Genomic DNA, 22,606 nt, shown 5'->3' with positions numbered 1-22,606 from the left:
CGCAAGCTCTGCCCCACCCACTACAAGCGGTGGCAGACCTTCGGCGACCCCGAGGCAGGCGGCCCCATCAAGCACCACGCCTACAGCCCGCGAACGACCGGTGCCCGGCCGGACCAGGCGCAGGCGAAGGACTGGCGCAGCCACGCCGCGTGCCGCCGGGAGAACCCCGACCTGTTCTTCCCCGACGGCACCACCGGGGTGTTCCTGCTGCAGATCGAGGAGGCCAAGGCCGTCTGCCGCCGCTGCCCCGTGATGGAGCGGTGCCTGGCGTGGGCGCTGGAGACCAAGCAGGAGGCCGGCGTGTGGGGTGGCTTGTCGGAGGACGAGCGGCGGTCGATGCGGCGCCGGGCGTCCCGGGATCGCACGGCGGCCAAGCGGTGACCGGCCAGCCGCAGCAACGGCGGATCTGCCTGGACTGGCGGGACTCCCGCCACTGGTCCGAGACGCAGCGGCCGTGCCGGTACTGCGGGAAGCCCACGAACCTTCGGGACTCCAAGCGGTCCCCATCCCACAAGGTCTGCGCCGAGGAAGCCCTCGTCCGCCAGGCCGCCGAAGCCACCGAGGCCTACGCGAGCGAACGCATCCAAGGCATCTGACCACCAACCGCCTGACAACCAACTCAGAAAGGCACCACACCATGGGCATCCAGCTCCCCAATCACGTCAACCCCGAGGTCAAGCTCGACGCTGGCGCCGCCTTCGTCGAGGCGGCCCTCACCCGCGACCAGCGCCGCGGCCTCTTCGAGAACCCCGGCACCGTCGTCGTCGCCATCGTCGAACTGTCCTCCGTCACCTACACCGGCCACGCCGACGGCGAAGACAAGAAGCCCCAGGTCAAGCTCCGCGTCACCGGCTGCGAAGTCGCCATCGACGACGACGAAGCAGCCGCCCTCCTCGAGGCCAAGCGCGCCATGTGGAGGCGCCGCCGCATGGACGGAACCCTCGACGAGATCGGCAACGGCATGCGCGACGGCGGCAAGGTCCTCGACGCCGCGTTCGCCGGCTACCCCACCGAGGCCGAGTACCGCGCGCAGGAGGCCGAGAAGGAAGCCAAGCGCCGCGCCGAGTTCGTCCGCTGACACGCGCCCTGGCGGCCCGGGTCGTGGCGCCCCGGGCCGCCTCCGGCCGGATCCCCCGCACGAGAGAAGAGACCCCGTGAGCACTGAGGCAGTCAAGTGGGCCATGGACGACGCCCCCATGCTCCTCACCGACAAGGGCAGGCCCGACACCACGGCGCGGCACGTCCTCCAGGCGCTGGCCGAGCACGCCCACAAGGACGGCAGCGGCGCCCATCCCTCGGTGCTCAGGCTCCAGTACCGCACCGGCTACGACCGCACCACGGTGCAGCGTGCCCTCCGCCGACTGGAGAAGGGCGGTCTCATCCAGCCGGAGGGGCAGGTGCAGGGCCGTACCCGGTGGCGGCTGATGATGCGGCTGAAGCGGCCGGAGTTTGACTGGGCTCAGCTGGAGGCCGACGAGGAGGCTCACAGGGCGTCGGCCGCGGAGCGGAAGCGAAGGTCCCGCGCGCGGGATGTCACGCACGCAGAGCCCGTGACGGTCACGGACGCAGAGTCTGTGACACAAGCCGATGTCACGGACTCTGAGTACGGCCGTCACGCATCTCAAGTACGTGACGTCACGGACTCTGCGTCTGGACGTCACGCACTCAGTGCCGCCCTAACCACCAATGAACCACCACTAGAACCACCAGCAACCTCACCCCCTGACGGCCGCAGGCCAACCACCGGTAGTACCAGCGACCCCGACAGCGGCTCCGCCGCGCCAACAGACCAGCCCTACGAAAAGATCCCCGCCGCCGACATCGCCCGCGTCGTCGCCGGCCTCCCCGCCCCCGTCCGCGCCGGACTCGCCCACACCTCCCGCCACACCCCCCTCATGATCGACGCCACCATCCGCAGCGAACTCGGACGCGGCCTCACCCCCGACCGCCTAATCGCACGCGCCACCGACCGCTGGCACCTCCGCGGCTACGACGACGCCCAAACCGACGGTCGCATCCGCCGCCCCCTCGGCGTCGCCCACGCCCTCCTCCGCAACGACTGCACCAGCCCCCGCTGCGACGACGGCACCGACATCGACACCGGCCAGCCCTGCCGCACCTGCGACCGAGCCCGCGACGACCACAAGGCCAGCGCCTGACTTAAGGAGCCACCCATGGGCATGTCCCACGCCACCTACTTCGCCTACGGCATCCACGTCACCACCGACCGGTACCCGTGGGAGGAGAGCGAGCACGCAGACGAGGAACTGCCGAAGATCAAGGACCACTGCCCCGACGTCCGCACGCTCTCCGCAGGTGACTACGACCGCGACTTCTTCTTCCTCGTCACCAAGTCGCACGAGGTCAAGCTCGGCACGTTCGAACACATCACCCCGCAGACCGCCACCCCCTTCCAGATCGCCAACTGGGACCGCCAGCTGCTCGCCGCCGCCATCGCCCTCGGCTACACCAGCACCTCCGCGCCCGGCTGGCTCGCCGTCCCCGATTGCAGCTGATCCAGCCCCCCCAACGCCATGCCCGTGCCAACGAGACGCCCCACCAGCAAGGAGAACCCCATGACCCGCCCCGTCCTCAGCCCCTCCGAACTCCGTGTCCTCCGCGGCCTGGCCGAAGGGAAGTCCAACGGGCAGATCGCCCGTGAGCACTGCGTCACCGTCGACACGGTCAAGAGCCACGCGCGGCGGATCTTCCGGAAGCTGCACGTGGAGCGGCGGATCGATGCGGTGCGGGTCGGCCGGCAGCTGGGTCTGGTGCTGGGTGGGTGTCCGATGTGCGGCCGGGAGGGTGGAGGTGCTGTGCGCCCGTCTGAGACGTTGGGCGGCGTGTCGATGTCCGTAGACGTGTCCGGGGGTCTGGGAGGCGCTCAGGGCGCGGCTGGGGGCGTCTCGTGACCGGTCCCAGTTCCATGCCCCGCGGTGAGCGCACCCCGCGCCCGGGCACCAGTTGGGAGACCGAGGTCGTTTCGAGCGGCGAAGTCGTCGTTCCGGACAGCTCCTGGCTCGGCTTCCATCCCGTCAGCCCGCCACGCCTCAACCGTCGACAGCGCCGCGCCATCGCCCGCGCGCTCCGCCGGAAAGGACGCGCCCGATGACCCGCACCGTGATCCACACCCCGCCGGCCGAAGAGATCGCCGCCACCCCGGCCACCCTCGACGAGCTCACCGCCAGCCTCCGCGTCGCCCTCAGCGCACGGTTCGGCGAACCCGTCACCACCGGCGAGATCGGCGAGTACGGCGGCTTCCCCCTCGTCCCCGACGACCAGCTGCCCGCAGGCGTGATCCACTTCCGGCCCGCCGCCCGGCCGTCGATCCCCCTGCCGCTCCTCACGATCGAGTGCGAGCAGGACGGCCCCGAGGGCCCGTTCGCCTGGGCGGAGTCGACCACATGAGCCAGGACACCGGCGTCCTCATGGCCCTCATCTGCGTCGGCATCCCCCTCGCCGGCTGCCTCACCTTCGCGGCCTGGATCGCCGTCTGCGAGCTGGTCCGCCACTGGCGCACCGTCGGCGCGTGGCTGCTGATCGCCGCCGTCATTGCCGTGCTGCTGACGGCTGCCGCCTTCATCGACTGAGCTAGCTGTGGCGTACCACGGCTCGCGAACAGTATTCCTTCGCCGCTATATTGGCTAAGGTGGGAACATGACTGGCTTTCAGCGATGGACCCGAGCGATGGAAGACATCGCCCGATGGGTCGTTCAGCGTCACCAAGAGGACCCCGGAGCCGAGTTCTTCGGCTTGGAGGTCGCCAAGGCGACGGGCTATGGTCCGGGTACCACCTACCCGATCGTCCGCCGCATGTGCGAGGCCGGGTGGCTAGTCGCCCGAGAAGAGGGCGAGGAGCCTCGCAAGATCGCCCGCCCGCCCCGCGTCTACTACCGCATCGATCCGGAGTCGCTTCCTGCCGTCCGGCAGCGACTGGCGGAGATTGATGCTCGACGCCGCAAGATGTCCGGTCTCTCTGGGGCTCTTGGCACAGCTTCTGGTTCGGCGCCCATCCAGCCCGATCAGGGGAGGCCGTGATGGGAGACTCCACGGAGCCGCAGGTTGCCAACGTTGCGACGGGGCGTCTTGAGAGCTTTAAAGTCGTGGTTGGAAAGAATCTGGTGGAGGGTCGGGAGGATGAGGCAACCCTCCGCCGCATTGCAGTCATGGGATCTCGGAGGCCGCTCGATCAGTTCGTGAGGGCGTTCAAGTTCTGGGGGCCATTGTCGGTCATCAATTGTTTAAGTCTGAGTTATCTCCTCCCGAGTCTGCCCGTAGTGGTTCCCGCCATGATTGCTCTCGCCGGAGCTGCTACCCAGTCGGCCCTGCAAGTGGTTTGGTTGCGTAACCCCACCTACGCCGTCACGCTGATCTCCACGGCGCTCCGTATGGGACGGTTCGAACGGCGGTTGGAACGTTGGGCAGAGCCCCTGATCACTCTGGGTGGAACGGCGCTGTTCCTGGTCCCAGCCTTGGTTTTTCCCCCGAGGTTCAGACGGCCGTGGCTAGCGGGCATCTTGGAGTCGTTTGCCTACCGACGGGAGGAGGACCTGTCATTTTGGCGCATCGTGACCAGTTTTGTTGCCACATGGCCCTCCAACCTCCTCAGGGACTGGAGTGAGTGGCTCAACGGCACCGATCCAAACTTGATGCTTGAGGGTCGCGATCAAGAAGGTGCTCAATCCCTCCAAGGCAAGCGCCCGGGCTGGTTTCGCCGCCACGGCGGAGAGATCGGATGGGCCGCGGTGTTCGGCCTGGTGCTCCTTGTACTGTGCGAGATCGGGAAGGCCTTCCTCCACTCCCGCGGCCTGGTCTACCCCTGGGACGTCTGGTTCACTGCCGCGGAGCACTGACAGCCTCACCCCACGCCACGAGAGCGGCCCCACTGGGGCCGCTCTCGTGTGCTCGGGGCTGACGGCGAGACTCGCTGGCCTGTCCAGCAACGCAAAGGACTTGCGACCCACCCCCTATGTGGGAGCCTCCCGCGCCTGTGGTGCGTCTCTTCATGCAGTAAGACACCCGAGGGGGACGCGTGGCAGGAAGTGAAACGTCAAGACGAAACAGACGGCGCCTGGCCAGACATCATCCTGGCCCTGACCGAGTCCGAGTCCGAGCCAGGGGGCGTGCCGAAGGGTCCGAAGCGAGCCGTCTTGGCGGCCTGAACCTCCTCACCCTCGGTGCAGTTGTCACCATCGTGGCGAGCGTGGTTGGCCTGGTGGCGACGGGTGTCGGCACCATCTACAGCGCTCGGGTTTCGGCGGACCAGTTGCAACAGTCGCGGGAGCAAGCCGACGAGCGGAAGCGAGTTGATGAGGACCAGCGGCGCGCTCAGGCGTCGCTAGTTTCGTACTGGGTCGATGGAAACGGGTACTTCACGCGCCGGCTTCACCTGATGAACAGGTCTCCTGACCCTGTCACAGATGTGGACCTCAGCTTCATCGCTGGGTCCTCCAACGGCAGGGTGGTTGCCTTCCAGGTACTCATGTCAAGCCTCCCGCCCTGCTCTGAGACGGTGATCGAATCCAAGTCATTGCGCTACAGGAAGGCGCAAGCCGGGGATGAGTCAACCTGGCGGGGTCCAGACCCCACAGGCCGGCACCCGGATTTCAAGGCTACGTCCCGACTTGGGTTGGACGCTGACAAGGGAGCTCTCGGATTCAGGGACCGTGATGGCGTTGCATGGCTTCGCAGGCCGTTTGCACCTCTGGCCAGAGGCACTAATGACGGCTGGCCGGCTTCTGCTGCCATCTCTGCCTACGGCCTGATCGGCGAAGATCCGCAAATACACGCCATCAAGGACTGCGGATACGAGTAGGGACTCCCGACGGCTGGTGACTGGACGTCACGGCCGTCAAGAAGGAGGGCCGTGGCGTCGACCACGAGATCGCTCGCCTGAAGAGCCTCGCTGAGGTCTATGCCCTGGTCGTGCACGGCAGCAGCGACTGACCACAGACGTGCAGAGGCCCCGTCAGTCTGCGACCGGCGGGGCCATTGTCCGATGGTTCGCGGGGCCACTCCCTACGGATAGGTCTGGACTGGCAACGCGACCGGCTCCTCCTGGCCGTCCCAAACGACCCTGATGTGCGTGGGCACACGGCCGTCGGACGACCCGGCCATGGTGAAGTCATGGCCCACTCCTGGCTGCAGCGACACTTGCCGAGGGACTTCACGCACGATCGGCGGGAGACCGTCCGCTAGGACGGACACCCCCTCCGCAGTGGCACTCCCAACGTTGCGCAATGTGAAGGCGTTGACGCTTCGGCGCTCCAGCGTGAACTCCGCCCTCGGACGGGCTGCCTCGCGGCGCTCCTCCGCTTCCGCCCGCTGGAGCGCCAGGGCGCCTTCAGCGGCATCCGCCGCACGCTTCCCGTCGCTGCGCGCCTTCACACTGATCACCGTGGCCACGGCCGCCAGAACGAAGGCCGCCCAAGCCGGTATGTCTCCCCAGTCCATGCGGGGACCCTAGCCCCTCATGCCAACAACAGCCCCGGTGCTCCTGAGCGTCTCGGATGCTGGCTTCGGGCACCGCCATCAAGTCCATGGCCGGCACCCACCGGCTCGCCCGGCTCCGTGTGGCCCGCCTCACGAGTATCAGCTCGTCGTTGTGCCAACTCTGGCGATGCCAGCTGGCCCCGAGGTCGGGTGCCGTTCGGCGCTCACCATAGGAGCTTGACGGCAGTGGCCATCAGCAGGAAGCAGAAACCCCACAGAATGATTGGGCCGGACGCGCCTTTGAATCTGACGACCCCGAAGAACTCCATTTCGATCTTGTCGAAGCGGGCCTCCAGGAGGACCACCAGGATGAAGGCAAGTAGGGCGATCAAGGGCAGACCTATGACGGCAGCGAAGTGGTCTTCGAAGATTTTCATGATCCATGGATCTTTAGACCACGCAGCGATAACGATGGGCGTGTACGACGCCAACACTTCTATGGATGCGCAGGTCACGCACAGTGTGAAGATGAGACTGCGCCGGCGCTCTGCCTGCTCCTGAGAAGTCGACCTAGTGGGGATTCGCGTCCTTTGCTGCTGCGGCGCATCCTGATCCGGCGCAGGGGGTATTTGCTGCATGCCGTGATGATGGCCTGTCAGTGGCTAAAATAGCCATAGAGCGGTGCGATCTGGGACACGCGTATCCGCGGGCGTGCTTGGCTCATCCACTTCAGGCCCGCCCCCGACGGCTGGCGATGGCATGCACCGCCGATCGCACAAGATCGAGCGGGGTAAACGTGTCAGTCTGAGGATCGTTCGGCGTGCGCGAGCCCCAGGCAGGCTCCGGGTGCACCGCCGGATGCGATGCAGGACAGCAAGAAGGCTCCGGCCTAGCCCAGGCCGGAGCCTTCGTCGTACCTTGGCGGCCTACCCAGCGCCTGGCGTGCCGCAGTCAAGAACGGCAGTCTGGCTGCGGACGTTGTGATTGCAGCGAACTCAGCTTCCGTTGGCGGGCCTTCGGTGAGATTCAGTCTGATCCTGACCTGCTCGATCCTGCCAGCCAGGACGTGACACATATGCGTTGCCGCGGCATCCACGGACGGCGGCCCAAGGAGCGAAATATCTTCCATGGCGCGCACCGTCGTTGCCAGTGCGTTGAGCACCCCGTCCTCCACGTTCAGCGTGGCTTCCAGGATCGCAACATCCCGCTCTCGTGCTGCAGAGTCGCTGGGCGCCCGAGGACGTGCCCGCAAGGCCAGCAGGGCTTCGTCGCACCCGTCCCATGCGGACAAGAACGTCGAGTACGCAACCCGGCGCTGCTCCCGAACCCAGTGGCCATGCTCGATGCTCGCCTGATTGCGCGTCTGCGCGATCATGGCCCGCCCCGTGAAGTACGCTCCCGCCGCGGCGCCCAGAGCACCCGCAAGGCCCGCGACCAGCGCGGCCAACCCCTCATCCATCCCGGCATGATGCCCTACTGGAGATCAGTCGCGCCCAGCCGCCCGGATGCTCGCCTCCAAGGCCGCCATCAGATCCGCCGCCGGCACCGGCTCTGCAGGCTCCTCAACCTCGGCCCCGCTCATCTTCGCCACCACCAGCTGCTCTAGCGCCGCTGCGTACTCGTCGTGCAGCTCGCTGATCTCCACCCCGGCCAGCTGGTCCATCAGCAGCTCAGCGAGCTCCAACTCCCGCTCGGTCACCGGGGCCGCGCTCGACAGGTCGTCCGGTTCGCGGATCTCCTCCGGCCACAGCAGCGTGTGCAGCACAAGCATCCCGTGCCGCGGCCGCAACACCGCCAGCCGCTCCCGGGTCCGCAGCGTCACCTTCGCCACCGCCACCGTGCCATGCCGCGCCAGGGCCTCAACGAGCAGCGCGTATGGCCGCTGCCCCTGCTCGGACGCGGCGCCAACCCAGTACGGCTTCGCGTACAGGACCGGGTCGACATCGCAGTCGTCGACGAAGCCGAGGACGTCGACAGTCTTCCGTGTCGGCAGCGGCAGCGCGGCTAGGTCTTCCTCGAGGAGGACGACCGTCCGGCCGTCCGGGCGCTCCCAGCCGCGCGCGATCTCCGACTGTGGGACCTCGACGTCCTCGCGCTCACAGACCCGCCGGTGCCGGATGCGGGCGCCGTCGCTCGCGTGGACCTGGTGGAAGCCGGCGCCGTGCTCCTCGGTCGCCGCGTAGAGCTGCACGGGGATCGTGACCAGGCCGAAGCTGATGTAGCCAGTCCAGATCGCGCGCATAGGGACAGCGTGCATTGGGGGGCAGTCCAGCGCCTGGCGTGCTACTCCGGCGCGGTGATCACTGCCTGCAGCGGCGGCGCTATGCCTCGCGGGTGATGACGTGCGCGGTACTCCATCCCGCCGGGATGCCCCGCGGTCCGTTGGGGTGCAGTGTGGAAGTGCGGCCTCGCCCGGCGTACCTCCACAGAAACGTTCCAGGTGGGGCCGCCCGGGAACGCGGTCCCCGGCAGGTTCTCTCGGCTCTGTCCGAGCCGGGGCCGCTCGGACGCGGCCCCGCCGACCTGTGCCGCACACACACGGCGGGGCCGCTCACCACCCGTACGCACCGCCCACCTGGCAGCAGTGTCCTGACGAGGTGAGGCTGGTCGCAGTGCATGAGGGATCGTCCATCCCACCGACGCCCCTCGGGCATGCGCAGGGCCCCCGTCGTGCGAGCGGCGGGGGCCTCGCCATGCTCTGGCTACAGGCGCATGCTGGAGATGTGGCCCTGTCCACCGCTTGCCAAAGCTGCCCCCAGGGCAGGGCCGCACATCTGCCCGCCCGGCCTTGCGAGTGGTCCACACGGCTGGCCGGACGGGCCCTGAGGCGCGGTCCCGCCGAACGTCCTCCCCATGAGTTCAGCGGCGGGGCCGCCCAAGCGTCCGCCCGGCCGGCCGTGTGAGTTCCCCACGAGGCCCGGGCCCCGGCCGGGTGGGCTCTCGCACAGGATGATTCGACGGCCTCGACGGCTACTCCTCCACGGGGGATGACTTCTTCGGCCGACTCCTGCCGGACCCGCTGTAGCCCTTCGCGATGTCCTGCACCGTCGAGAAGTTCAGCCCCAGCTCCGCACCCACAGACCGCAACGAAGCCCCCGGGCGCGTAAGCAACTCCTGCACCGCAGCCTGCCGCTGCTCCTTCAGCCGCTTGTTCTGTCCGGGGAGCGCCTTCAACACCTCGCTGAGCGCCCGCGCCCTCTCCGCCGGGTCGTTGATCTGTTCCAGCGCGTCGATGGCGTCGAACACCCGTTGTGCCTCCTCGCTCACTCCGCAGCCCCTCTCTGTGGGCGGGCCGCTTCCCAAACTGTAGGGGGTTCCCCTACAGTCTTGGAAGGGAGCCCGCGCGCTCCTAACGCAAGCGGCCCTCGTCCCGGCGCCTGGCAGCAATCGGGACGAGGGCCAGACCTCCGTACACCCGTGAAGCGACCGGAGATCCAATGCAAGAGCGTACCGACCGCGCCCTGGCGCAGCCCAGCACCGCGCCCCAGAAGGGCAACGACGCCCCCGCGATCCCGGACGTCGTGAAGAACCCGCCGCCGCCCGCGCCACCGCAGCCCAGCAGCGTCATCGGCCACTACACCGTCGCCGACTGCGCCCGCGACTACGCCGCCGCCGGCCACGTCCGCGAGGTCCTGGACAACCAGATCCACGGGCACCGCTGATGTTCGACTGGCTGCGAGGCGGCAACGACCGCGAGCTCGCGAAGAAGTACCAGGGCCGCGAGTCCGCCAGCGACCGCAAGACCCGCAAGGACATCGAGCGCGCTGGCCGCGACTCCGCCCGCACCTCAGCCCGCAAGGGCCAGGCGTGGGAGGACGGCGAGTGGCGCCGCCTCGGCGGCTACTGACCCCCCACCCCCCGAGACAGGCCGGGTCCGCGGTTCCACCCCCACGCCGCGGGCCCGGCCGCAACACGTCAGGAGACACCCCCCGTGGACGTCGACACCCGTCGCGCCGAGGTGCGCCGCCTGTCGCGCGACGAGGGCCTGTCGCTGCGACAGATCGCCGAGCGTCTCAACGTCAGCAAGGACACCGTGCGACGCGATCTCGGCGTCGCGCGACAGCCCGCCGCGACAACCGCGACACACGCGACGCCGGCGCGCGCCACCGTCGCAGTTGACGAGACACCCCGCGCGACACCAGGGGAGTGGCTCGCCCTCGACGACGAGACGACCCAGCACCTCGCCGTCCTCCACGCTGCCGGCCACACCACCGCCGACGCTGTCGCGCTCGCCGTGCGACTGCTCGCCAACGCCTACCGCCACGCATGGGACTACGACGCCGTACCCGACGGCACCGCGCCCCACATCCTCGGCGTCAGCTATGCCGGCGCCGACGACGCGCCCGCGCCCGACAGAGCCCGCCAGTCCATCAAGGAGCAGCCCTGTGCCTGACACCCGCGACGACTGGTGGGACCGGCTGTACGCCGACGACGACCAGGAGCAGGACGACCAGCCCGCTGCCGAGCCCTGGTACCGGCTCAAGCGCCGGGGGAGTGACCCCGAGCAGCCGGAGCAGGCCCCCGTCACCATCGACCAGGGCGGCATCCTGATCACCATCGCCCAGCCCAAGACCCCACCCGCCCGGGCGCGCGTCCGCCGACGCGTCCACCCCATGTGGCTGGTCTACAACGGCGGCGCCGCCTTCGCCGGGTGGACTCTCGGCTTGGAGCCGGCCATGGCCGCGGCCATAAACGGCGCAGGCCTGCGCGGCGGGCTCGCCTTCGGCGTTGGCCTGGTCATCGTCACCGCGATCCCCGCCGTCTACGTCCGCGGCCTCCGCGTCAATGACGCGCTGCGCCCCGTCGCCGTCTGGGTCGCGCGCATCCCCGTGGCATCCGCCGCGCTTGCTCTCGCCCTCCACACCACCGGAAGGTCCTGACCACCGTGCACACCCTCGCCGCATCCGCCAACGGCGCAGCCTTCGGAGCCCTCGGTGCCGGCGGTATCGCCCTCGCCTCCACCTTCGCCCTCGTCCTCGGCGTCCGCGGCAAGGGCCGCGTCAAGCTCAAGGAGAACCCCGCCGTCATCGTCGGCTTCCTCGCCGGGACCGCCTTCATTGCCGCCGGGAACCTGTTCGCCAAGCCCCAGCAGTTCACCGCGCAGGGCCTCACCGGGCTCGGGGTCGGCACCGGGGGAGACGGCATCTTCGGCAACGTTGGCGTCGGCGCCGTCTGCCTGATCCTGCTGATCCTCATGCTCATGGCCAAGCTCACCCCCGCGTACGGGGCGATCCTCGGGATCATCGCTGCCTGCGTCTGGCCGACCGCGGGGGACGGCACGATCTGGGCCGCGCCCACGGAGATGGCCGCCGGCGTCCTGATGATGCTGGGGAGCTGACCATGCGCGTCTGGATTGCTGTCGCGAAGGGCTCTGGCCGTCTCACCGCCGCCTTCTGGGACTGGGTGTCGCACGGGTGGCTCACCCGTCTCGGGGGAGTAGTGCTCGCTGCCCTGTTCATCAAGGGCCTGTCGCACACGTGGCTCATCCTCGGTTGTCTCGCTGTCGCATGGGTCGTCGCAGCTGTCGCACTCGGGTTGGCCAAGCCGTCGCGCGACACCGAGACGGACGGCGACGAGGACAGCGACAGCGGCGACCAGGAGGAGGGCGACGAGGAGGCGGAGGATGCGACACCGGCCGAGCCGGAGCCGCTCCCCGACCTCACGCGCGACGAGACGGCCGAGTACCTCCGGCAGCTCCTGGGCCCCGAGGGGGGAGTCCACCTCGCCACCCTCGCCCGGGCCCTCACAAAGGCCTCCGGCGGCCGCCGCTGGGAGACCCGTGACGCGCGCGCCCTCGTCACCCGCGTGGGCATCCGCGTGAGGGATGGCGTGAGGGTGCCCGGTGGGGGTGTCCGTGAGGGTGTGCACCGGGCCGACGTCCCACCGGCCACTCCCCCCGAGCGGGAGGGTGTCCCTGAGAGCGTTGTTGCCGCAGGTGAGGGCGGCAACAACAACGGCAACAACGTGGTGCGGGAGAAGGTCGGAGAGGGGGGCGTGATCACCCGGCACCCCGGCGATACCCGCCGCTACAAGGTCGCCGCCAGGCGCTGACAGACCTAGGTGTCACACTCAGACGAGGGCCCCGCCGACCTCATGCGGCGGGGTCTCGTTGTGCCCTGGCAGCCGCCGCGCGCGGCGGCAGTCAGCACACCACACCGGTTATCATCCAGGTTGTTGTTTCGGTTTCTAGTGGGTAGGTTGGACGGTATGGGGAACCGTGAAATCTACCCAAACCCGCCTTTGGCCCTTACCGTCGTCCAACTAAGCCACACTGCCACCAGCGCACTCAGCGAGTCCGATCAAGCGTCGTTGAAAGCCAAGCTGGTCAGCCGTTTTCCGCTGTTCCGGCCCCACCAGAGAATGAACGTCACCATCACGCCCGCCGGCGCAGCGCAGGAGCAGAGCGTTGATCCCCGGTTCGTCACGCGCGACAACACCGCGTCCGTGACCTACCGCCGCGACGCCATCGTGGTGGAGACCACCCGATATGAGAGGCGAAGCGTCCTGCGCGAGCTCCTGCACCTTGCAGTCGAAGCACGCCAGGCCGTGGCGCCCGTAGATGGCGTCACCCGTCTCGGGGTCCGCTACATCAACGAGATCCGCGGCGATATTGACGGCCCCGCCGACTGGTCAAGGTGGATCGCCCCGGCCCTGACCAGTGTCGCATCGATGCAGGCCGGCGCCGACGCACAAGCCCTGTCTTGGCAAGGACTGGCCATCTTTGGGAGCCCTGAGACCGGGGTGGCCCTGCGGCACGGCAACCTTGAGGGAGGTTACGCAGTCGATCCGACCGGTGACCTCAGGCGCAGCACCACCCCGGACCCTGGGCCCTTCTATCTGCTGGACCTGGACAGCTACTGGACTCCCAGCGGAGAGACGCCGCCTCTAGTCTGGAGCGACACTGCGGATCGGTACGACGCCGCTGCCCTCAGCGCACAGCAGCTTTTCGAGCAACTCATCACCGCCGAGTACCGGGAGCTCATTCGTCATGACCAATGACCCACAGCGCCCTGCCGCCTCGACTGCGCCTACCGCCGTCCTGAAGCAGCTGGCCGAGCCCCAGACGACTGTCGCCTATCAGCTCGGTGAGCTGACCAACGCGACCGGTTCGCTGCGTTCTTCCGGCAAAGAGGTGGCGAAGTCCACCACGGAGCTGCACCAGCAGGCCCTGTTCATCGACTGGCAGCACCGCACGAACGAGCGTGGCAAGCTGGCCCCGAAGGCCTTGCTGGAGGAGATCGCAGGCCTTGGGTTCGCCTGGCGTGACGTCGCTCGCCTCATAGGAGTGAGCGTGCCCGCAGTGCAGAAGTGGCGCCGGGCTGGAGGCGTGACCGGTGGCAACCGCCGCGGGCTCGCCAGTCTGCTGGCCATGTGCGATCTGATCACCGAGAAGTACCTCATCCAGGAAGTCGCGTCCTGGTTCGAGATGCCGATCTACACCGACGTGCCGGTCACTCCGATTGACCTGTGGGCCGCCGGCCGCCGTGACCTGGTCCTGGAGCATGCCAACGGTCACAGCGACACCGAGCAGATCCTGAACGACTACGACCCGGACTGGCGCGAGCGCTTCCGTTCTGACTTCGAGGTGTATCTCGACAGCGACGGCGAGATGTCCATCCGCCCCAAGGACAGGTGAAGTGCCGCACAACATGGAAAAGCCTGAGGACCCGGAGGAGCTCTACCGAGCCCTCGGCGAAGAAGTGAACCCGGACCGGCTGTACCTGACCGGCGACGTGTTCGAGAATGTGGCCGTGCTCGACACCGACGGCACGGCCACCCGCCGGACCGTCATGATCCTCGACCACCCCTGCTCGCTCCGCACGGATGGTGTGACCCTCACCTCACGGCTTCTGGTCGCCGAGGTACGGCGTACGCCCAAGGACACCTGGAGCGGCTGCTACAACCGCATGTGGCTGCCCGCCCCCTTCCCCGGCGCCGACGGCAAGGCCAACCCGTGTGCGGCCTTCTTCGACGCCTGCTACCACGTCTCGCCCGAACAACTGTCCGCCGGCACCCGCATAGCCTGCCTCCACCCCTACGGCATCAACCTGCTGCTGCAGCGCCGGGTCAAGCACTTCAGTCGCGTCACCGTCGAGACACACAAGTTCCATGAAGCCAACCTCGGCGTCTACGAAGAGGCCGACCTCATTGAGGACTGGTGCCTGGAACGCGAAGACCAAGACGTCAAGGCGGACGAAGCAGTCGCCGAGTGCGCCGCCTGGCTCGGCGAAAAGGTCGGCGACCGTCGGCGGCGCGAGCTCCTAGCGGACCCGCAGCAGCGCAGCACCGTGCGTAAGCAGATGTACGACCGGCTCAGGGAGCTGCGCACGCAGCAACGGCCCTGATCCGCAACGACACCGGGCCACGCCGCAAGACGCGCCAGGGAACCACGATGTCCCCGCTTCCCATCGGTAGCGGGGACATCGGTCATCTCGTCGGCTGACAGCAGGCCACTGGACAAGATCGCGCGCGGTAGCGCATAAGTCGCTACACGTGTGCCCGAATCCAGATCGAGCCCCCGCCCGCCGGGGGCTTTCGTATGTCCAGGGAGGTGCACCATCGACACCTGGTACACCGCCCAACAGGCCGCCGCCTAAGCCAACCAGGTCCGCCGCATGCTCACCGAGGGCCACCCCCGAGCCGACCGCGTCGCAGCCGTCACAGAGCGCACCATCCGCTCCTGGGTCGGCCGCCGGCACCTCGCCCCCGAGGGCCTGGACGCCGACCGACGGGGAGGGGACTCGCCGGCCCGCCCACCAGCACGTAGATCGCTATCCGTCGCCCTGGCCACCCCTGTGCACGGATCTCCCGGTGACGTTCGCCGTCGTCGTGCTGCCCGGGCGGGTCACCGTTGCGTCACGGCCCTGCACAACTCCCACACAGCGGCGCATTATGGCCCTCACCGCACCAACGAACCGGGGGACCCGCGATGCCCGAGCCCACCTACAGCGACATACAGCGCGCCGTCAGCCGCGAGAAGCGCCAGATCTGGGCGGCGTGGCTGTCCGGCGGTGTCATCTGGCTGATCATCACCAACGCGACGCGCAACGTCGCTGTGGTCAGTGTCATCACCCAGGTCCTGCTGGTGGTGCTCGGCATCGCCTCCACTTACATCACCATCAAGATGACGCGGGCTTTGAACCGGAAGGCCGACGCGGCGCGCCGGCAGGTGCTGGGGGAGTAGCGGATACGGCGCGGCCCCGGTCCGGACGTTCCGGATCCGGGGCCGCAGTGCTGCCGGAGTCAGGAGCCGGGAGGCGGTCCCTCGGCTGGTGGCGCGATGTGCTTGTTGATCAGGTCCACCCAGTCAGCCACGCTGTAGCACCCGCCCCGGCCGTTGGCGTGGTTCTGCACGAGCTCGCTGAACGCGGCGACGAACCCGGCCGCTGTCGGGGGGGCGTTCTTTGCGCGGTGGGCCGCTGTCTTCAGCCGCTCGTGTGCAGCCGGGAACTCGAGCGTCGCCCGCGCCTCACGCTCCTTCATCCGCTGGACGCCGTCTTCTATGAGGATGCGCTGGACGAGATGTCCTGGGCACTCGGCCGTGTGCCAGGTCTCGGTAACGCCGCTGCGCCCGGCCATGATGACGCGGGCGTCGCCGTCGCTCGGGCCGGCGTGACAGTCGGGGCACTCTTCGAAGGTGGCGCGGCGCGGCCGTTCTTCGTCGGTCACTGGTCCTGTCCTTCCCACGTGCTGCGTAGCGGGATCTTCACTACTCCGGTGTGGTCGTCGCGCGCAAGACCCTCCAGCCCGTCCATGACGGCGTCGATGTGGGCGCGGTCCTCGTGGCTGAGGTGTGCGAGACGGCCGTCCAGCATGGCGCAGACGAGCCGGTGGCCGACGTCCTGTTCGGGGTGCGGGTGGCCGCAGTCGCAGGGGACGGAGCGGTCCAGGTTCGGCATCAGGTCGGCCGGGAGAAGTAGGCGATCCAGCCGACCACGACAGCACCCAGGACCCAGATGCCTGCGTCGGCCCATGCGCCGCCGACGTAGAACATGTAGGCGGGCACTCCAACGCTGACGATCACCCAGAAGAACGTGTGCTCCTCGGGGATGCCGCTCATCTTGGGCTGCCGGCGTTGGGCTGGTCCCAGGGGCTGGTCGGGCGCTCGGGCAGCGTGGCGTCGGGGCGGCCGACGTACCACTCCCAGAACTGGCGGGTGACGGCTGATCGGTCGGTGCCGGCGGCCTGTGTGACGGCGTCGAGCTCTTCCCAGAGTTGGTCGTCTGCCCCGCGGATGACGCGCTGCTTGTGCTTGTGCTGACTGGCCATGAGGCAATGCTCCCAGGTGGCTTGCCACCCGTCAAAGGGTGTGCCATATTGGAGGTGGCAAGCCACCCGCGAACAGGTCGGATGGCACCGCAGAGGGGGTCCGATGAACGCCGCAGCCACCACACAGCACACCAACTGCCTCCGCTGCGGCCGCACCCTCACCAGCGCCAAGTCCTGCGCCGCCGGCTACGGCCCCACCTGCGCCGCCAAGATCCGCCACGCCGCAGCCGACACCGCCGACTTCAAGCCCCACCAGGTCGCCTCCGCCCGAGAGCTCATCGCCGACGGCGCGATCATCCCCCTCCGCTCGGTGGTCTTCATCGCCGTCTCCACCGACGGCACCGAGACCTACCGCACCGCCCCCACCGGCTGCACCTGCCCCGCCGGCCTGAAGGGCTCCCGCTGCTACCACCAGCTGGCCGCGCGCCTACTGCTCGCCGCCTGACCGACCGACCCGAGCAAGGAGCACCATGGACTTCCGCGACGCCATCAACGCCGTCATCGGCGACCTCACTCCCCAGCCCTGGCAGTACACGGCCGCCGACGGAGCCACCCTCACTGTCATCCCCGCTGGCCTTCGTGAAGCCCCCGGCTACGGCGAGGTCTACGTCCGCGTCACCGCCGACAAGACCCGCGCTGCCGAGGTCGGCGTCACCACCACCTACATGGCCAGCGTGCTCCACGCGATCGACACCAGCACCGGCTACGAGTACATCAACGGCTTGTGGGACGAGATCGTGATCACGCCCACCGAGGGCGGCGGTCTGTACATCGAGGTGAGCGAAGTCCACTACGAGCCGCGCCGCGAGGTGAGGACGGCCATCGTGCTACCGCCGGAGCAGCGCTTGCCTTTGGCGTCCGCGATGCGTCGCGCCTGCGACGTCGCCAAGAGCTGGGAAGACCCCGTCTGACCCGCGCCGCCGCACGACTAAGGGCCCGCCCCGACCGCCCGGGACGGGCCCTCCACCTTGCCATCGCCATTACCATCACACCATGACTACCGGTAACGAAGCCAGCGACAGCGGCCAGGTCCGCGACGGCAGCGGCAAGTTCCGGCGCACCACCGAGACCGCCGAACGCGAAGCCAAAGCCTGCGACCTCTTCAATCGCGGCTACAGCTACCGCCGCATCGCCAAAGAGCTCAAGTGCGACCTGCGCACCGCGTACGACGACGTCCAGAACGCCATGCGGGCGATCATCGAAGAACCCGCCAAAGAGGCCCGCGACAAGCTCCGCTCACGCCTGGAGTACCTCTACGAGCGGGCCGCCGAGGTCGCCGACCGAGACCACGTCACCGTCTCCCACGGCAAGGTCATCACGGTCAAGGACCCGGACACCGGCAAGGACGAGCCGCTCCTGGACGACGCGCCGAAGCTCCAGGCCATCGACCGCATGGTCCGCATCACCGAACGCCTCGCCGCGCTCGACGGCCTCAACGCCCCGCAGCAGGTCCACCTTGGCGGCGAGGTCAAGTACAACGTGGTCGGCGTGGACGTGGAGCAGCTGAAGTGACAGCGGTGGTCGAGCACGTCTACGAGCCGCGCGGTGCGGCGCGGGCGTTGTTCGACTGCCGTGAGCCTGAGGTGCTGCTGTCTGGTCCGGCCGGCACGGGCAAGTCCCGGGCGTGCCTGGAGAAGCTGCACACCATGGCGCTCGTCAACGGGGGGATGCGCGGTCTGATCGTGCGGAAGACCCGCGAGTCACTGGGGTCGACGGCGCTGGTGACGTGGCGGGAGCACGTCGCGAAGGAGGCGCTGGCGACAGGACTGGTGCAGTTCTACGGGGGTTCGGCTGAGGAGCCGCCGCAGTACCGGTACACCAACGGCAGCCGGATCATGATCGGCGGGATGGACAAGCCCACAAAGATCATGTCCTCGGAGTACGACGTGGCCTACGTCCAGGAAGCCATCGAACTCACCACCACCGACTGGGAGAACATCACCACCCGCCTCCGAAACGGCAAGGTGAGCTTCCAGCAGCTCATGGCCGACTGCAACCCCGACATCCCCACCCACTGGCTGAAGCAGCGCTGCGACAAGGGCGCCACGAGGATGCTGCACTGCCGGCACGAGGACAACCCAAGGCTCTTCCGCCCGGACGGCGCCCTCACCTTGGAGGGCCAGGCGTACATCGGCACCCTCGACCGGCTCACCGGGGTTCGCAAGCAGCGGCTGCGACACGGCCAGTGGGTCGCTGCGGAGGGCCTGATCTACGAGGGCTGGGACGAAGCCAAGCACCTCCTCGACCGGTTCGACATCCCCGACTCCTGGACCCGCTGGTGGTCCGTCGACTTCGGCTACACCAATCCCTTCGTGTTGCAGTGCTGGGCCGAAGACCCCGACGGCCGCCTGTACCTGTACCGGGAGATCTACTGCACCAAGCGCCTGGTCGAGGACCACGCCAAGGCCATCCTGCGCGAGGTGAGGCGCTGCGCCGACTGCTGCAAGTCCAAGGCCCGCGGCCACGACTGCCACACGTGTGAGGCCTGCCGCCTGGAGTGGACCGAGCCGAAGCCTCGCGCGATCATCTGCGACCACGACGCGGAGGACCGGGCGACCTTGCAGAAGCACTTGGGCATGTCGACCGTGCCCGCAAAGAAGAGCGTGTCCGATGGGCTGCAGGCCGGGCAGACCCGCCTCAAGCTGGCCGACGATGGCAAGCCCCGCCTGTACATCCTGCGGGACTCGCTGGTGGAGAAGGACAAGGCGCTGGAGGCCTCGAAGCGGCCGACGTGCACGGTGGAGGAGATCGTCGGCTATGTGTGGGACAAGGGCACGGCGAAGGCCCAGGCGGACGAGAAGCCGCCGAAAGAGCAGCCGCTGAAGGAGAACGACCACGGCTGTGACTGCATGCGCTATGTGGTGGCGGAGCGGGATCTGGGCGGCCGGCCGCGGCTGCGCTGGGTCTGACCGAACGGAAGGATTTACAACGATGCGCCGTATTACCCTCCCCAGGCTGAAAACTTTTCGGTCGGGACTCGTCTTGACAGCAGGATTTACACTGATCTCGATTGGGCTGGGCATGCGCGTTGGCCTATGGCTCGGTCTGGTTGTGGCCGGCGTCCTCGCCGTCGTCCTCGACTGGCACCTCGCCAAGGGCGACTGACCGGAGGGAGGCGGGGAAGTGGGCAGGTCCCTCCTCGGCTCCCTCGGCCAGAGCATCGCCACCGTCCTCAACCGCACCCCCGTCCCCTACGCGGCCGCCAGCTCCCGCGCCGGCGGAGCCTTCCCCCTCGCCCACCCCGCCGGGCAGGAAGCGCAGATGCGCGCCCTCGGCGGTAACAGCACGCTGTACGCCATCGTCGACCGGCTCATCACCGCCTACTCCCAAGTCGACTGGCACCTGTACCGCAGCGCCAAATCGGGCAAGGACGAGGACCGCGTCGAGGTAACCTCCCACGCAGCCCTGGACCTGTGGAACAAACCGAACCCCTTCATGACGGGCCCGGAGTTCCGCGAGGCCACGCAGCAGCATGAGGAGCTCACCGGCGAGCAGTGGTGGGTCGTCGCCATGCACGAGCGAGCCGATATCCCGCTTGAGCTGTGGTTCGCTCGCCCTGACCGCATGGAGCCTGTGCCGCACCCTGAGGACTTCCTGTCCGGGTACGTCTACCGCGGGCCGTCCGGGGAGCGCGTGCCCTTGGGCCGAGAGCAGGTCATCTTCCGGCGCCGCCCCAACCCGCTGGACCCGTACCGGGGCATGGGCGCGGTGCAGACGATCCTCATCGACCTCGACGCTAACCGGGCCTCCGCCGAGTGGAACGCCGCGTTCTTCCGCAACAGCGCCGAGCCGGGCGGCATCGTCGAGGTCGACCGCCGCCTGGACGACGGCGAGTTCGAGGAGTTCCGCACCCGCTGGGCAGAGCAGCACCGCGGCGTGAACAACGCCCACCGTGTCGGCGTCCTGGAGAACGGCCTGAAGTGGGTCGACCGCAAGTACACGATGCGCGACATGCAGTTCGCCGAGCTGCGCATCGCCTCCCGCGAGATGGTGCGCGAAGCGTTCGGGTTCCCCAAGCCGCTGCTCGGCGCCGTCGACGACGTCAACCGCGCGAACGCCGACGCGGCCGACGCCGTGTTCGCGCGCTGGCTCGTCAAGACCCGCCTCATCCGCACCCGCGAGGCCCTCAACACCCGGCTGCTGCCCATGTACGGGCGCGCCGGCGAGGGCCTGGAGTTCGACTTCGACAACCCCGTGCCCGAGGACGCTGAGCTGGAGGGCAAGCTCCTCGCCTCCCGCTCGGCCGCGCTGCGGGACCTGGTCGAGGCCGGCGCCTACGGCCCGGCTGCACTGGAAGCCGTGGGCCTGCCCGAGATCCCCTTCGGCCAGCCGGACGCCGACCCTGACCGGGAACTCCTCATCAAACTAGTGACCCGTGCTCCGCTGCTAGCGCCAATGATCCTGCCGATGCTCGGGTTCGAGCTGCCCGACGGTGCTGCGGCCTCCCTGGCGCAGGCTCAGCGGCCGCAGGCACGACTTTCTCTGCCCGTCACGTCTACGTCTACCGACGTGGACGTCGAGTGGGGTGACGTCATCTCCGGCCTGGTCGGCGACGATGCCGAACTGCCCGACGTCGAGGACGCCATGCGGTGGGAAGCCGTCGCTGAGATCGACGACAACACCTGCGAGCCCTGCGCCGACAACGACGGCAAGGTCTACCGGAACCGGCGGGACGCCTACAAGGACTACCCCGGCGGGTCCGGCTACGTGCACTGCGTTGGCGCGGAGTACGGCAACGACTGCCGCTGCAAAGTCGTCAAGCGGCGCAAGACGAAGGAGGACGACGAGTGAGCGCCCGTCACACGCGGCGGGACTTCCTCGCCGCCGCCCAGCACATGGCCGCCGCCAGTTCGACCGCGTCCCGGCTCCTCGCCGCGGGCGTCACCGCCGGGCCCCCACCTGCCACCGAAGCGTCCGGGGGCGATGGACCCAACCGGTCCTGGTACCGCATCGTGAACGCGGCGTCCGGTGACGACGAACCCGAGATGCTGATCTACGACGAGATCGGCGGCTGGTACGGGTCGACAGCGGACGATTTCATCGCGGACCTGCGCGGCATCACCGCCCCGAACCTGAAGCTCCGCATCAACAGCCCTGGCGGCAGCGTCTTTGAGGGCATCGCGATCGCTAACGCGATCCGCAACCACCCGGCGAACGTCACCGTCCAGGTCGACGGCATCGCCGCGTCGATCGCTTCCGTCATTGCGATGGCCGGTGACCGGCTGGTGATGATGCCCCAGTCGACGCTGATGATCCACGACGCGTCCGGGCTGTGCATGGGCAACGCCGCCGAGATGCAGGAGATGGCCGACCTCCTGGACAAGCTCAGCGACAACATCGCCGACGTCTACGCCTCGCAGGCTGGGGGCACCCGGGACGAGTGGCGGGCCGCGATGCGCGCCGAGTCCTGGTACCTGGCGCAGGAGGCCGTCGACGCGGGGCTCGCGGACGAGGTCGCACAGTCCACCAAGGGCGCCGACGCCCCGGAGATGCGGAAGTCCTTCGACCTCAAGGCGTACGGCTACACCGGTGGCCCGCAGCAGCCGGACCCGAAGGGCGACGCGCAGCAGCCGGCCATCAACGTTCAGGTGCACATCGACGGCAAGGCCGTTGCCGAGCAGCTGATCGACCCCCTGCGAAACCTGATCCGCCAGAAGCCTGCCGAGGCTGCCGCCGAAGGCGAAGTCGAGGTGCGTGGAGAGCACGGCCCCGAGCTGGTCGACCTGCCTGAAGGACAGGCCATTCAGCCCCCGGCCCTTCAGGGCGTTGCCGACGACGACCTCACCTGGGACGCCATGGTCGCGCACCTCACCGAACCCGAGCACGGCCACTGGTCCGAGCTCGTAGCCCATCTGACCGACAGCACAGCGTCGTCCAGCGCGGCGACGGACGCCTGAAGGAGGCA

At 68.5% G+C, this 22,606-nt stretch carries 35 protein-coding genes and 1 pseudogene; 27 read left to right on the top strand and 9 right to left on the bottom strand.

Going from position 1 to position 22,606, the window contains the following annotated elements:
- Positions 1-129: 129 nt before the first annotated feature.
- From ACFV3E_RS24770 to ACFV3E_RS24725, 10 genes and pseudogenes are all read left to right on the top strand, one after another.
- Positions 130-381, top strand: a pseudogene (locus ACFV3E_RS24770) (WhiB family transcriptional regulator); the annotation flags it as partial.
- Positions 378-596 (top strand): hypothetical protein, encoded by a 219-nt coding sequence (locus tag ACFV3E_RS24765; protein WP_500536622.1) that lies wholly within the window; start codon positions 378-380, stop codon positions 594-596. The pseudogene ACFV3E_RS24770 and the gene ACFV3E_RS24765, both read left to right, overlap by 4 nt.
- A 41-nt stretch (positions 597-637) precedes the next feature.
- The gene (locus ACFV3E_RS24760; RefSeq protein ID WP_500536621.1) at positions 638-1,078 is read left to right on the top strand and encodes a hypothetical protein; all 441 of its coding nucleotides are present in this window, start codon (positions 638-640) and stop codon (positions 1,076-1,078) included.
- A gap of 76 nt (positions 1,079-1,154) precedes the next feature.
- The gene (locus ACFV3E_RS24755; protein ID WP_500536620.1) at positions 1,155-2,159 is read left to right on the top strand and encodes a helix-turn-helix domain-containing protein; all 1,005 of its coding nucleotides are present in this window, start codon (positions 1,155-1,157) and stop codon (positions 2,157-2,159) included.
- Positions 2,160-2,174: 15 nt separating this feature from the next.
- Positions 2,175-2,516 (top strand): hypothetical protein, encoded by a 342-nt coding sequence (locus tag ACFV3E_RS24750; protein WP_500536619.1) that lies wholly within the window; start codon positions 2,175-2,177, stop codon positions 2,514-2,516.
- Between the two features lie 60 nt (positions 2,517-2,576).
- Positions 2,577-2,912: a response regulator transcription factor gene (locus ACFV3E_RS24745; protein ID WP_500536618.1), complete on the top strand. Its 336-nt coding sequence runs from the start codon at positions 2,577-2,579 to the stop codon at positions 2,910-2,912.
- Positions 2,913-3,108: 196 nt separating this feature from the next.
- Positions 3,109-3,408: a hypothetical protein gene (locus ACFV3E_RS24740; protein WP_500536617.1), complete on the top strand. Its 300-nt coding sequence runs from the start codon at positions 3,109-3,111 to the stop codon at positions 3,406-3,408.
- Positions 3,405-3,590, top strand: a complete 186-nt coding sequence (locus ACFV3E_RS24735) for a hypothetical protein (RefSeq protein WP_500536616.1) — start codon at positions 3,405-3,407, stop codon at positions 3,588-3,590. The genes ACFV3E_RS24740 and ACFV3E_RS24735 overlap by 4 nt, the downstream gene beginning before the upstream one ends.
- Before the next feature lie 97 nt (positions 3,591-3,687).
- Positions 3,688-4,038, top strand: a complete 351-nt coding sequence (locus ACFV3E_RS24730) for a hypothetical protein (RefSeq protein WP_500536615.1) — start codon at positions 3,688-3,690, stop codon at positions 4,036-4,038.
- Positions 4,038-4,853 carry a hypothetical protein gene (locus ACFV3E_RS24725; protein ID WP_500536614.1) on the top strand — a complete coding sequence of 272 codons (816 nt, stop codon included), beginning with the start codon at positions 4,038-4,040 and terminating at the stop codon, positions 4,851-4,853. The genes ACFV3E_RS24730 and ACFV3E_RS24725 overlap by 1 nt, the downstream gene beginning before the upstream one ends.
- 1,165 nt (positions 4,854-6,018) lie before the next feature.
- Here ACFV3E_RS24725 and ACFV3E_RS24720 read toward each other — a convergent pair.
- From ACFV3E_RS24720 to ACFV3E_RS24700, 5 genes are all read right to left on the bottom strand, one after another.
- A complete protein-coding gene (locus tag ACFV3E_RS24720; protein WP_500536613.1) occupies positions 6,019-6,453 on the bottom strand; it encodes a DUF8453 domain-containing protein in 435 nt (144 codons plus the stop codon).
- Between the two features lie 203 nt (positions 6,454-6,656).
- Positions 6,657-7,070 (bottom strand): hypothetical protein, encoded by a 414-nt coding sequence (locus ACFV3E_RS24715; RefSeq protein ID WP_500536612.1) that lies wholly within the window; start codon positions 7,068-7,070, stop codon positions 6,657-6,659.
- A gap of 251 nt (positions 7,071-7,321) precedes the next feature.
- Positions 7,322-7,891: a hypothetical protein gene (locus tag ACFV3E_RS24710; protein WP_500536611.1), complete on the bottom strand. Its 570-nt coding sequence runs from the start codon at positions 7,889-7,891 to the stop codon at positions 7,322-7,324.
- Between the two features lie 24 nt (positions 7,892-7,915).
- Positions 7,916-8,674, bottom strand: a complete 759-nt coding sequence (gene ku, locus ACFV3E_RS24705) for a non-homologous end joining protein Ku (RefSeq protein WP_500536610.1) — start codon at positions 8,672-8,674, stop codon at positions 7,916-7,918.
- A 728-nt stretch (positions 8,675-9,402) separates the two neighbouring features.
- Positions 9,403-9,678 carry a hypothetical protein gene (locus tag ACFV3E_RS24700; protein WP_500536609.1) on the bottom strand — a complete coding sequence of 92 codons (276 nt, stop codon included), beginning with the start codon at positions 9,676-9,678 and terminating at the stop codon, positions 9,403-9,405.
- A gap of 191 nt (positions 9,679-9,869) precedes the next feature.
- On the opposite strand from ACFV3E_RS24700, the gene ACFV3E_RS24695 reads away from it, so the two are divergent.
- The 10 genes from ACFV3E_RS24695 (at position 9,870) to ACFV3E_RS24650 (ending at position 15,616) form a co-directional block, all read left to right on the top strand.
- A complete protein-coding gene (locus ACFV3E_RS24695) occupies positions 9,870-10,094 on the top strand; it encodes a hypothetical protein (RefSeq protein WP_500536608.1) in 225 nt (74 codons plus the stop codon).
- The gene (locus ACFV3E_RS24690) at positions 10,094-10,279 is read left to right on the top strand and encodes a hypothetical protein (RefSeq protein WP_500536607.1); all 186 of its coding nucleotides are present in this window, start codon (positions 10,094-10,096) and stop codon (positions 10,277-10,279) included. The genes ACFV3E_RS24695 and ACFV3E_RS24690 overlap by 1 nt, the downstream gene beginning before the upstream one ends.
- 84 nt (positions 10,280-10,363) lie before the next feature.
- Positions 10,364-10,825 carry a helix-turn-helix domain-containing protein gene (locus tag ACFV3E_RS24685; RefSeq protein ID WP_500536606.1) on the top strand — a complete coding sequence of 154 codons (462 nt, stop codon included), beginning with the start codon at positions 10,364-10,366 and terminating at the stop codon, positions 10,823-10,825.
- Positions 10,818-11,312: a hypothetical protein gene (locus ACFV3E_RS24680; protein WP_500536605.1), complete on the top strand. Its 495-nt coding sequence runs from the start codon at positions 10,818-10,820 to the stop codon at positions 11,310-11,312. Before ACFV3E_RS24685 ends, ACFV3E_RS24680 begins: the two co-directional genes overlap by 8 nt.
- Positions 11,313-11,317: 5 nt before the next feature.
- Positions 11,318-11,770: a hypothetical protein gene (locus ACFV3E_RS24675; protein WP_500536604.1), complete on the top strand. Its 453-nt coding sequence runs from the start codon at positions 11,318-11,320 to the stop codon at positions 11,768-11,770.
- A gap of 2 nt (positions 11,771-11,772) precedes the next feature.
- Complete coding sequence (locus tag ACFV3E_RS24670; protein ID WP_500536603.1) at positions 11,773-12,483, top strand: hypothetical protein; 711 nt, start codon at positions 11,773-11,775, stop codon at positions 12,481-12,483.
- Between the two features lie 156 nt (positions 12,484-12,639).
- A complete protein-coding gene (locus ACFV3E_RS24665; protein WP_500536602.1) occupies positions 12,640-13,431 on the top strand; it encodes a TIGR04255 family protein in 792 nt (263 codons plus the stop codon).
- Positions 13,421-14,068 (top strand): hypothetical protein, encoded by a 648-nt coding sequence (locus tag ACFV3E_RS24660; protein ID WP_500536601.1) that lies wholly within the window; start codon positions 13,421-13,423, stop codon positions 14,066-14,068. The genes ACFV3E_RS24665 and ACFV3E_RS24660 overlap by 11 nt, the downstream gene beginning before the upstream one ends.
- 13 nt (positions 14,069-14,081) lie before the next feature.
- The gene (locus tag ACFV3E_RS24655) at positions 14,082-14,777 is read left to right on the top strand and encodes a hypothetical protein (protein ID WP_500536600.1); all 696 of its coding nucleotides are present in this window, start codon (positions 14,082-14,084) and stop codon (positions 14,775-14,777) included.
- 584 nt (positions 14,778-15,361) lie between these two features.
- On the top strand, positions 15,362-15,616 hold the full coding sequence (locus tag ACFV3E_RS24650) for a hypothetical protein (protein ID WP_500536599.1): 255 nt from the start codon (positions 15,362-15,364) through the stop codon (positions 15,614-15,616).
- A 59-nt stretch (positions 15,617-15,675) separates the two neighbouring features.
- Here the strand turns inward: ACFV3E_RS24650 and ACFV3E_RS24645 are convergent, their stop codons facing one another.
- Genes ACFV3E_RS24645 through ACFV3E_RS24630 form a run of 4 tightly spaced genes read right to left on the bottom strand, consistent with a single transcriptional unit; the run spans position 15,676 to position 16,701 of the window.
- Positions 15,676-16,101, bottom strand: coding sequence for a hypothetical protein (locus ACFV3E_RS24645; RefSeq protein WP_500536598.1), 426 nt, complete (start codon positions 16,099-16,101; stop codon positions 15,676-15,678).
- Positions 16,098-16,331: a hypothetical protein gene (locus tag ACFV3E_RS24640; protein ID WP_500536597.1), complete on the bottom strand. Its 234-nt coding sequence runs from the start codon at positions 16,329-16,331 to the stop codon at positions 16,098-16,100. Before ACFV3E_RS24640 ends, ACFV3E_RS24645 begins: the two co-directional genes overlap by 4 nt.
- Positions 16,331-16,492, bottom strand: a complete 162-nt coding sequence (locus ACFV3E_RS24635; protein WP_500536596.1) for a hypothetical protein — start codon at positions 16,490-16,492, stop codon at positions 16,331-16,333. The genes ACFV3E_RS24640 and ACFV3E_RS24635 overlap by 1 nt, the downstream gene beginning before the upstream one ends.
- On the bottom strand, positions 16,489-16,701 hold the full coding sequence (locus ACFV3E_RS24630; protein WP_500536595.1) for a hypothetical protein: 213 nt from the start codon (positions 16,699-16,701) through the stop codon (positions 16,489-16,491). The genes ACFV3E_RS24635 and ACFV3E_RS24630 overlap by 4 nt, the downstream gene beginning before the upstream one ends.
- A 103-nt stretch (positions 16,702-16,804) precedes the next feature.
- Between ACFV3E_RS24630 and ACFV3E_RS24625 the strand changes: the two genes are divergently transcribed.
- From ACFV3E_RS24625 to ACFV3E_RS24595, 7 genes are all read left to right on the top strand, one after another.
- Entirely contained in the window at positions 16,805-17,146 is a 342-nt protein-coding gene (locus ACFV3E_RS24625; RefSeq protein ID WP_500536594.1) for a DUF6011 domain-containing protein, read from the top strand.
- Positions 17,147-17,171: 25 nt separating this feature from the next.
- Positions 17,172-17,612 (top strand): hypothetical protein, encoded by a 441-nt coding sequence (locus ACFV3E_RS24620; protein ID WP_500536593.1) that lies wholly within the window; start codon positions 17,172-17,174, stop codon positions 17,610-17,612.
- An 82-nt stretch (positions 17,613-17,694) separates the two neighbouring features.
- Positions 17,695-18,213 (top strand): hypothetical protein, encoded by a 519-nt coding sequence (locus ACFV3E_RS24615; RefSeq protein ID WP_500536592.1) that lies wholly within the window; start codon positions 17,695-17,697, stop codon positions 18,211-18,213.
- Positions 18,210-19,610 (top strand): phage terminase large subunit, encoded by a 1,401-nt coding sequence (locus tag ACFV3E_RS24610; RefSeq protein ID WP_500536591.1) that lies wholly within the window; start codon positions 18,210-18,212, stop codon positions 19,608-19,610. The genes ACFV3E_RS24615 and ACFV3E_RS24610 overlap by 4 nt, the downstream gene beginning before the upstream one ends.
- 73 nt (positions 19,611-19,683) lie before the next feature.
- Positions 19,684-19,806, top strand: a complete 123-nt coding sequence (locus ACFV3E_RS24605; protein WP_500536590.1) for a hypothetical protein — start codon at positions 19,684-19,686, stop codon at positions 19,804-19,806.
- A gap of 18 nt (positions 19,807-19,824) precedes the next feature.
- Positions 19,825-21,492, top strand: a complete 1,668-nt coding sequence (locus ACFV3E_RS24600; protein WP_500536589.1) for a phage portal protein — start codon at positions 19,825-19,827, stop codon at positions 21,490-21,492.
- On the top strand, positions 21,489-22,598 hold the full coding sequence (locus ACFV3E_RS24595; protein WP_500536588.1) for a head maturation protease, ClpP-related: 1,110 nt from the start codon (positions 21,489-21,491) through the stop codon (positions 22,596-22,598). Before ACFV3E_RS24600 ends, ACFV3E_RS24595 begins: the two co-directional genes overlap by 4 nt.
- Positions 22,599-22,606: the final 8 nt, after the last annotated feature.

This window comes from Streptomyces sp. NPDC059718 (genome assembly GCF_042733315.1).
Classification (GTDB): Bacteria; Actinomycetota; Actinomycetes; order Streptomycetales; family Streptomycetaceae; genus Actinacidiphila.
Note: the sequence above shows the minus strand (reverse complement) of the source record. Positions and strands in the feature narration are given on the sequence as shown.